Origin of the sequence: Micromonospora echinofusca, from assembly GCF_017614955.1 — a bacterium.
GTDB classification, from domain to species: domain Bacteria; phylum Actinomycetota; class Actinomycetes; order Mycobacteriales; family Micromonosporaceae; genus Micromonospora; species Micromonospora echinofusca_A.
In genome coordinates this window covers 1-8,990 of sequence record NZ_WVUH01000303.1, presented here as the reverse complement: position 1 = coordinate 8,990, position 8,990 = coordinate 1, and the positions used below count along the sequence as shown (strand labels likewise).

The following is an 8,990-nucleotide window of genomic DNA, read 5'->3' as shown; positions in this document are numbered from 1 at the left end:
GGCCACCCCGATGGCGAAGTCGCCGCCCTCGGGGGAGACCGTGGTGTCGGTGACGGTGAAGTACATGACGTACCGGCCGTCGAGGAACCGCACGTCCGGGGCCCAGAAGCCGGCGCCGGGTGCGGCGTACGGCGGCTGCTGGTCGGCGGTGAACGCGTCGCCGACGTACGTCCAGCGGACCAGGTCGGCCGAGCGGGCGGTGGGGATGCGGTGGAAGACCCGTTCGCCCTCGTGCAACGGGTCGGTGGTGCCGTACGCGTACCAGAATCCGTCCTGGCCCCGGACGATCACGGGGTCGGCGAAGGTGTCGGCGAACTCGGCCGAGATCGGGTTGCGCAGTGCCGGCCGGGGGTCCCGGCCGGCGACCGCCGGTGCCGGGGTGACCGTGGCCAGGAGCAGCCCGAGTACGGCGGTGATCGCGCCGCCGCGGTGGAGGTGTCCCATCAGACCTGCCTCAGGGGGTCGGGGGAGGGGTCGGCGCGGCGTCGGCCGCGTCGGTGCCCCGTTTCTACAACGTTGTATCCAACGTTGTAAAGACCGTCACCGTGACGTCCGAAACCCGCTCGGTGTTCTACCGGTACGGCCGTAGGCTGGCGCGCGTGCTGCTGACCGCCCCACCCCGACCGTCCGTGACCACCCGACTCGCCCCGGTCCTGCCGCTGCTCGCGGCCGGGGTCACCGTGCTGCTGTGGGCCTCCGCGTTCGTCGCGATCCGACACGTCGGGACGGACTTCTCCCCGGGGGCGCTCACCCTCGGGCGGCTCCTGGTGGCCAGCGTCGTGCTGGGCGCGCTGCTGCTGGCCCGGGGCGTGACCGTGGCGCGGCGTCCGGCCGGGACCGCCGACCGGTGGCCGGCCCGGTCGCACTGGTGGCTGGTGGCGGTGTGCGGGGTGACCTGGTTCGGCGCGTACAACGTCGCGTTGAACGCCGCCGAGCAGCGGGTCGACGCCGGTACGGCCGCGATGCTGGTCAACATCGGTCCGGTGCTGATCGCCGTGCTGGCCGGGCTGCTGCTCGGTGAGGGCTTCCCGGGCGGCCTGGCCGCCGGCGGCGCGGTCGCCTTCGCCGGGGTGGTGCTGATCGCGGTCGCCACCCCCGGCCGGCAGGCCGACCGCTGGGGCGTGCTGCTCGGTCTGGTCGCTGCGGTGACCTACGCGGTCGGCGTGGTCGCCCAGAAGCCGCTGCTGGCGTCCGCCTCCGCCCTGCCGGTGACCTGGCTGGCCGCCACCGTCGGCGTGGTGGTCTGCCTGCCGTTCGCCCCGGCGCTGCTGCGCGAGGTGGCGGCGGCCGACGTCCCGGCGGTGGGCTGGCTGCTCTACCTCGGCGTGTTCCCCACCGCGTTGGCCTTCACCACCTGGGCGTACGCCCTGGCCCGGACGTCCGCCGGTCGGCTGGCGGCGACCACCTACCTGGTGCCGTCGGTGACGGTGCTGCTGGCCTGGGTGCTGCTGGACGAGGTGCCCGCCGCCCTGGCCCTGCTCGGTGGGGCGCTCTGCCTGGGCGGGGTCTACCTGTCCCGCCGGCCGGCCCGCCGGACCACCGACGGCTGAGCCGGGCGTCCGTCCCGCCGGCGGGCTGAGCCGGGCGTCCGCTCCCCGGCGACCGGCCTTCGTTGCGAATATATTTAAGTTTCTTTATATTTTGGGAGCGCTCGACACCCGTCGACCGGTTACCGTCGCCGCCCGGCTGGCGGAGATCCGACTGGAGGAGCCCCGTGACGCGTATCGGCAGATCCGTCCTCGCCGCCGGCCTCGTCGCGGCAACGGCCGTGGCGTCCTGGGGGGTGACCGTCGTGGCGCACGCGGCGACGACACCGACCGCGACGTTCAGCAGGGTCGCCGACTGGGGATCCGGCTACGAGGGCAGATACACCATCACCAACGGCGGGTCGAGCACCGTCGGCTCGTGGCGGCTGGAGTTCGACCTGCCGGCCGGCACCACCATCGGCTCCTCCTGGGACGCCCTGCTGACCAGTGCCGGGCAGCACCACACCTTCACCAACCAGTCCTGGAACGGCACCATCGCGCCCGGCGCCTCGGTGACCTTCGGCTTCATCGGCAACGGGTCGGGCACCCCTTCCGGCTGTCTGCTCAACGGTCAGCCCTGCGGCGGCGGCACCACGCCGCCGACCACGACCCCGCCGACCACCACGCCGCCACCCACCGGCACACCACCGCCCGCGACCACCCCGGTGGCGGCCAACGGGCAGCTGCGGGTCTGCGGCCGGCAGCTCTGCAACCGCAACGGCAAGCCGATCCAGTTGCGCGGCATGAGCACCCACGGCCTCCAGTGGTACGCCAACTGCGCGACCCCCGGGTCGCTCGACGTGCTGGCGGGGGAGTGGCACGCGGACGTCCTGCGGATCTCGATGTACGTCCAGGAGGGCGGGTACGAGACCGACCCGCGCCGGTTCACCGACCTGGTGCACTCCTACATCGAACTGGCCACCGCCCGGGGCATGTACGCCATCGTCGACTGGCACATGCTCAGCCCCGGTGACCCCACCTACAACCTGACCCGGGCGAAGACCTTCTTCGCCGAGATCGCCGACCGGCACCGGGACAAGACCAACGTGCTCTACGAGATCGCCAACGAGCCCAACGGGGTGAGCTGGGGCACCATCAGGAGCTACGCCGAGCAGGTCATCCCGGTCATCCGGGCGCGTGACCCGGAGGCGGTGGTGCTCGTCGGCACCCCCGACTGGTCCTCCCTCGGGGTCTCCGGCAGCGGCGGCGGGGTCGACACGATCGTGGCCAACCCGGTGGCCGGCGGCAACCTGCTGTACGTCTTCCACTTCTACGCGGCCTCGCACGGCGACGCGTACTACGACACCTTCGCCCGGGCCGCCGACCTGCTGCCGCTCTTCGTCACCGAGTTCGGCACCCAGGACTACTCCGGTGACGGGGCGAACGACTTCACCATGGCGCAGCGGTACCTCGACCTGATGGCCGCCCGGAAGATCAGCTGGGTGAACTGGAACTTCTCCGACGACTTCCGCTCCGGTGCGGTCTTCACCACCGGCACCTGTGGCAGCGGGCAGTTCAGCGGTACCGGTCGACTGAAGCCGGCCGGTAGCTGGGTGCGCGACCGGATCCGTACCGCCGACGACTTCTGACCGTGGGCACGGCCGGTGGGCCGGGGTGCGTGCCGCCCCGGCCCACCGGCCGTTGTCGTGCCCCCGACCGGCCGTTGTCGTGTGCCCCGACCCGCACGTCGGGCCGGTCCACCGCCCGAAGAGGTGAACAGGAGGATTTCTCGTCCGGGCATAGGGCGCGACTCGCTACGTTCCGGACAGGTGCATCCCGTACCGCCCGGACCGGGAGAGAGGACGCGACGATGCGAGGAACCGGCAGTGGCCCGTGGCGGGCGCAGGTCCCGCCGCTGACCGGCCCCCACCTGGCGCCCGCCCGGCGGCCGGCCGTACCCGGACCGGATCTCGACGCCTACCGCGCGGCGGTGGCCGACCTGCTGACCGAGATCCCCGACCTGACCCACGGCGGTGCCGAGGAGGTGCTGACCGCGCGGTTGGCCGAGCCGGCCATCGCGGCGGTGCTGGCCGCCACCGGGCAGGGCGTGACCGGTGCCCGGGAGACCCTGCTGCTGGAGATCGCGCGCTACCGTCCGAACGACCGCAGCTCCGCCCGGGACCTGACCGCGCTGGTCCGGATCTACCTGCTCTCCCGGATCGAGATCATGTGGTGGGGGGACGAGCCGGCCTACCTGACCGACGCGCAGGTGCTCGACGGGCCGGGCCTGGTCGACCTGGACCGGCTGCGCCGGCAGGGGCTGCTCCGGTTCCGGTACCGACGGCAGGCGACCAGCCTGTTCGGCCGGGGACTGCGCGCGGCGCAGCGGCGGTTGGCGCCGGAGCGTACCCCCCGGACCGCCGGCCTGCGCTTCGCCCGGACCCGGCCCGAGATGATCGCCCTGCTCAGCCAGATCGCCCACGAGTTCGCCCTGGCCGCCCCGCCGGGTACGCCCCCGCTCTGGGTCACCAGCCTGGCCCGGAGCATGGAGCACCAGCACCGGTTGCGGCGGCTCGGGTACGCGGCGGTGCTGCCCAGCGCGCACTGCGTCGGGTACGCGGCCGACATCGAGATGGACTGGTACCGCCGCTTCGGCGCGCACGAGGCGCTGGCCACCCTGCTGCTCGGCCGCCAGGACGCGGGCGAGATCAACGTGATCGACGAGGGGCAGGCCTGGCACGTCTGCGTCGCCCCGGCCGCCCTGCCCCGGCTGCGCCGCGCCTTCGACCTGGAGATGGGGGAGGTGCCGACGTGTGCGGTATCGCCCTGAGCGTCGGCCCCGGCGCCGAGCTGGTCACCTTCCGTCGGATCCTGGACGCGCTGGCTCCCCGGGGGGAGCTGACCGAGGCGTACCGCGACGACGAGATCTTCGCCGGTACCCGACGACTGTGCATCGTGGACCCCGAGCACGCCACCCAGCCCTGGTTCTCCGCCGACGGCCGCTGGCTGCTCTGTTACAACGGGGAGGTCTTCAACCACGACGAGCTGCGCCGGGAGCTGAGCGACCTCGGTCACCGGTTCCGGACCGTCTCCGACACCGAGGTGGTCTCCGTCGCGTTCACGCAGTGGGGTGCGGAGGCGGTCGGCCGGCTGCGCGGGGAGTTCGCCTTCGCCGTGGTGGAACGCGCCACCGGCCGGACGTACCTGGCCCGGGACCCGCTCGGGGTCAAGCCGCTGTACTGGTCCCGCCCGCCCGGCTGTCTGCACCTGGCCTCCGAGGTCAAAGCCCTGGTGCCGGTCGGTGCGCCGGTCCGTGAGGTGCCACCCGGGCACCACGGCTGGGCCGACCCGGCGTCGGTGCGGCTGCGACCGTACGTCGACCTGGACCGGCTGGGGCAGGACGGACCGGTGCTGGACGACCCGGACGAGGCGGCCGCGCTGGTCCGCGACGCGCTGCGGGAGAGTGTCCGGGTGCGGGTGCGGACCGACCTGACCGTGGGGGTGGTGCTCTCCGGTGGGCTGGACAGCTCGCTGGCCCTGCTGCACGTCCGTGAGTTCCACCCGGACTGCGTCGCGGTCACCGTCGGTACCCCGGACAGCCCGGACCTGGTCCACGCCCGTCGGCTCGCCGCCGAGCTGGGCGTACCGCACGAGGTGGTGGAGCTGCGTCCGCGCGACATCCGGCTCGCCGACATCCGCGAGGCGATCCGGCTGTCGGAGCTGACCGAGTACGGCGACATCATCAACGCGGTGGTCTCGGTGCCGTTGTTCCGGCGGCTGCGGGAGCTGGGGATCAGGGTGGTGCTCACCGGTGACGGCTCGGACGAGCTCTTCGGCGGGTACCCGATGTACCACACCGTGCCGCCGGAGCAGGCCCGCCGGCTCTTCCTGCACAAGATCCGTAACCTGTGCCGGACCGAGTTGCAGCGGGTGGACCGGACCAGCATGGACCACCAGGTGGAGGCGCGGGTGCCGTTCCTGGACCTGAGCCTGGTGGAGCTGGCCATGCGGATCCCGTTGGGGTGGAAACTGCGTGACGGGCAGGAGAAGTGGATCGTCCGGCGGGCCTTCGCCGACGTGCTGCCCGACTACGTCGCCCGCCGACCGAAGCACCCGATGTCGTACTCCTCCGGCCTGCACGAACGGGCCCGGCTCTACAAGCCGTTCTTCGCCCGGCTCTACCGGTCGTTCGGCTACGAGCTGCGGGAGCCGTTGCGCCGGGACTTCGACAGCGTGCTCACGCGCTGCGACCACGACCTGGACCGGGCGATCGCCGACGGGGCCGCGCGACCGGACTACACCGTGCTGGAACACGCCCGGGACCTGGCCGGGGCGGCCCGGTGGAACGCCGCTCCGCTGGTCCGTCGGCTGGGTGGCCCGGGCCGTCGGCGGCCCACCCCGGTCCGCTGACCGCCCGACCGGCTCCACCGTGGACCGTCGTGGGTGGATGGTTTCCCGGCCACATCGTGTTCATTCTTGTTACGGATCTGCGGCAAAGGTATGCACCGACCGGACACTGTGGTACTTAGGTAAGGCTTACCTATGGAGGTGTCATGGTCGTCGCCCACCGACCGCAGTCCCCGCCCGACCAGTGGACGGCCCGGCTCGCCGACGCGGTCGACGACGCCCGGGCCCACCCGGAGGCAGGGGCGTGACCGCACCGACCCGGGCCGCCCCGCCCGCCGCCGCGCTGGCCGGTGGCGCGACCGGACCGGACGCGCTCGCACCCCTGCTGGACGCCGCCCGGCAGGCGCTGACCACCGGCGCCGCCCGGCGCGGTGGCCCGGTACCCACCGGAGGACCGGCCGCCACCGCCGCCGCCGTCCGGGCCGCCTTCGGCGCGGACCTGCTCCCCGAACAGGGCGACGACCCGGCTGCCGTGCTGTCCGTGCTGGCCACCGCCCTGGTGGGCGGCACCGCCGACCCGGCCGACCCGCACTGCGCCGGACACCTGCACTGCCCTCCGCTGGCCGTGGCGGTCGCCGCCGACCTGGTCGCCGGGGCGGTCAACCCGTCGCTGGACTCCTGGGACCAGGGACCGTCGGCCACCGCCCTGGAACCCCTGGTCGTCGACGCGCTCGGCCGGCTGGTCGGGCTCCACGGCGGTCCGGACGCGGGCGTACTGACCAGCGGCGGTACCGAGTCCAACCTGATGGGTCTGCTGCTGGCCCGCGACACCGTGGTGCAGCGGGTCACCGGCCGGTCGGCGGCGGCCGGCGGCCTGGGAGCCCTCGCCGACCGGCTGCGCGTCTTCTGCGCCGAGGTCGCGCACTTCTCGGTACGCCGCAACGCCGCCCTGCTCGGCCTCGGCGAACAGGCCGTGGTGCCGGTACCCGTCGACCACGCGTACCGGATGGACCCGGCCGCCCTGGCCGACCGGATCGCCACCGCCATCCGGGTCGGCCTGCTCCCCACGGCGGTGGTGGCCACCGCCGGCAGCACCGACTTCGGCAGCGTCGACCCGCTGCCGCAGATCGTCGACGTCTGCGCCGCGCACCGGGTGCACTGCCACGTCGACGCCGCGTACGGCGGCGGGGCGCTGCTCTCCACCCGGCTGGCCGGGCTGCTCACCGGCATCGGGCGGGCCGACTCGGTCACCCTGGACCTGCACAAGTTCGGCTGGCAGCCGGTACCGGCCGGGGTGTTCCTCACCGCCGACCCGGCCCGGCTGGCGCCGCTGGCCCGCCGCGTCGACTACCTCAACCCGGCCGACGACGAGACCGCCGGCTACCCGAGCCTGCTCGGCCGTTCGCTGCGGACCACCCGCCGGGCGGACGCGTTCAAACTCGCGGTGACCTTCCGGGCACTGGGCCGCCGGGGCCTCGGCGCGCTCGTCGACCGCTGCCACGACCTGGCCCGGTACGCGGCGACCCGGATCGCCGCCGATCCCCGGTTGGAACTGGCCGCCCCGCCGGTGCTCTCCACGGTGGTCTTCCGGCACCGGGGCCCGGCCGGCGCCGACCCCGCCGACCGGGACCGGGTCAACGCCGTCCTGCGCCGACGGTTGCTGCACACCGGGGCCGCCGTGGTCGGTCGCACCCGCGTCGCCGACGCGGTGTGGCTGAAGCTCACCCTGCTCAACCCGCACGCCACCGAGACCGACCTGGCCGCCCTGCTGGACCTGGTGGTCACGGCCGGCGACGACGTATCCCACCCGGAGCCGCCCCGATGACCTCCACCACCGCCGACTACGACCTCGTCGGGGTCGGTGTCGGCCCGTTCAACCTGGGCCTGGCCGCCCTGGCCGAGCCGCTGACCGACCTGCGGGCCCTCTTCCTCGATGCCCGGCCGCAGTTCCACTGGCATCCGGGGCTGCTGCTGGACTCCGCCCGGTTGCAGGTGCCGTTCCTCGCCGACCTGGTCTGCCTGGTCGACCCGACCAGCCGCTGGTCCTTCCTGTCCTACCTGCGCCAACACGACCGGCTCTTCCCGTTCTACTTCGCCGAGCGGTTCCACGTGCCGCGCCGCGAGTACGACCACTACTGCCGCTGGGTGGCCCGCTCCCTGCCGAGCTGCCGGTTCTCCGCCCGGGTCGACGGGGTCGGCTGGGACGCGAGCGCGGCCCGGTTCCAGGTCGACGTCACCGACCGGACCACCGGTACGACCAGCCGGGTCACCGCCCGCAACGTGGTGCTCGGCGTCGGTACCGAGCCGGTGGTCCCGGACGCGCTGGCACCCCTGCTCGGCGCGGAGGTCTTCCACGCCGGGGAGTACCTGCACCGGCTGCCCGACCTGGCCGGGGCGCGGGACATCACCGTGATCGGCTCCGGCCAGTCCGGCGCGGAGGTCGTCCTCGACCTGTTCCGCCGCGCCCCCGAGCACGGCTGGCGGCTGCGCTGGCTGACCCGGTCACCGGCCTTCGCGCCGATGGAGTACTCCAAACTCGGGCTGGAACACTTCACCCCGGACCACACCCGGTACTTCCGGGAGCTGCCCGCACCGACCCGGGACCGGCTGGTCGGCCAGCAGTGGCAGCTGTACAAGGCGATCAGTGCCGAGACCATCGCCGAGATCCACGACCTGCTCTACGAGCGCTCGGTCGGCGGTGGGCAGCCCGGACTGACCATGGCCGCGAACGTCGACGTCCGGGCCGCCCAGCGGGCCGGTGCGGGCTACCTGCTGGACTGCCGGCAGACCCGCCAGGAGCGGGACTTCCGGGTCCGCACCGACCGGGTGGTGGCCGCCACCGGGTACGCGGCCCGTCGACCCGACCTGCTCGACCCGCTCGCCCACCTGATCGACACCGACGCCGACGGGCGGTACCGGGTCGACGGCGACTACCGGGTGGCCCTCGACCCGGCCGTCACCGGCGGGCTCTACGTGCAGAACGCCGAACTGCACACCCACGGGGTCGGTACCCCGGACCTCGGGCTCGGTGCCTGGCGCAGTGCCACCATCCTCAACGCCGTCACCGGCCGCACCGCCTACCGGCTGCCCGCACGCACGGCGTACACCACCTTCGGGGTACCCGCCGACGCCGAGCCCGTCCCGCCGGCTACCGCTGCGCATCCGCCCGTCCCGGCC

Annotated in this window: 7 protein-coding genes; 6 read left to right on the top strand and 1 reads right to left on the bottom strand. The window is 73.7% G+C overall.

The features are described 5' to 3' along the window. The coding region (locus tag GSF22_RS26305; protein ID WP_208816418.1) for a family 43 glycosylhydrolase at positions 1 to 444 on the bottom strand (444 nt) is incomplete at its 3' end. A 155-nt stretch (positions 445 to 599) separates the two neighbouring features. On the opposite strand from GSF22_RS26305, the gene GSF22_RS26300 reads away from it, so the two are divergent. From GSF22_RS26300 to GSF22_RS26275, 6 genes are all read left to right on the top strand, one after another. After that, complete coding sequence (locus tag GSF22_RS26300; protein ID WP_307804338.1) at positions 600 to 1,550, top strand: DMT family transporter; 951 nt, start codon at positions 600 to 602, stop codon at positions 1,548 to 1,550. A 218-nt stretch (positions 1,551 to 1,768) separates the two neighbouring features. Further along, positions 1,769 to 3,115: a cellulase family glycosylhydrolase gene (locus tag GSF22_RS26295; protein ID WP_307804340.1), complete on the top strand. Its 1,347-nt coding sequence runs from the start codon at positions 1,769 to 1,771 to the stop codon at positions 3,113 to 3,115. Between the two features lie 221 nt (positions 3,116 to 3,336). Next, positions 3,337 to 4,296, top strand: coding sequence for a DUF5715 family protein (locus GSF22_RS26290; protein ID WP_208816416.1), 960 nt, complete (start codon positions 3,337 to 3,339; stop codon positions 4,294 to 4,296). After that, the gene (locus tag GSF22_RS26285; protein WP_208816415.1) at positions 4,278 to 5,876 is read left to right on the top strand and encodes an asparagine synthetase B family protein; all 1,599 of its coding nucleotides are present in this window, start codon (positions 4,278 to 4,280) and stop codon (positions 5,874 to 5,876) included. The genes GSF22_RS26290 and GSF22_RS26285 overlap by 19 nt, the downstream gene beginning before the upstream one ends. Before the next feature lie 241 nt (positions 5,877 to 6,117). Continuing rightward, complete coding sequence (locus tag GSF22_RS26280) at positions 6,118 to 7,638, top strand: pyridoxal phosphate-dependent decarboxylase family protein (RefSeq protein WP_307804337.1); 1,521 nt, start codon at positions 6,118 to 6,120, stop codon at positions 7,636 to 7,638. Beyond that, the coding region (locus tag GSF22_RS26275) for a lysine N(6)-hydroxylase/L-ornithine N(5)-oxygenase family protein (RefSeq protein ID WP_208816414.1) at positions 7,635 to 8,990 on the top strand (1,356 nt) is incomplete at its 3' end. The genes GSF22_RS26280 and GSF22_RS26275, both read left to right, overlap by 4 nt.

Excerpts from the sequence above, each read along its gene's own strand:
- GSF22_RS26290 (WP_208816416.1), top strand. The coding sequence starts at position 3,337 with ATGCGAGGAACCGGCAGTGGCCCGTGGCGGGCGCAGGTCCCGCCGCTG.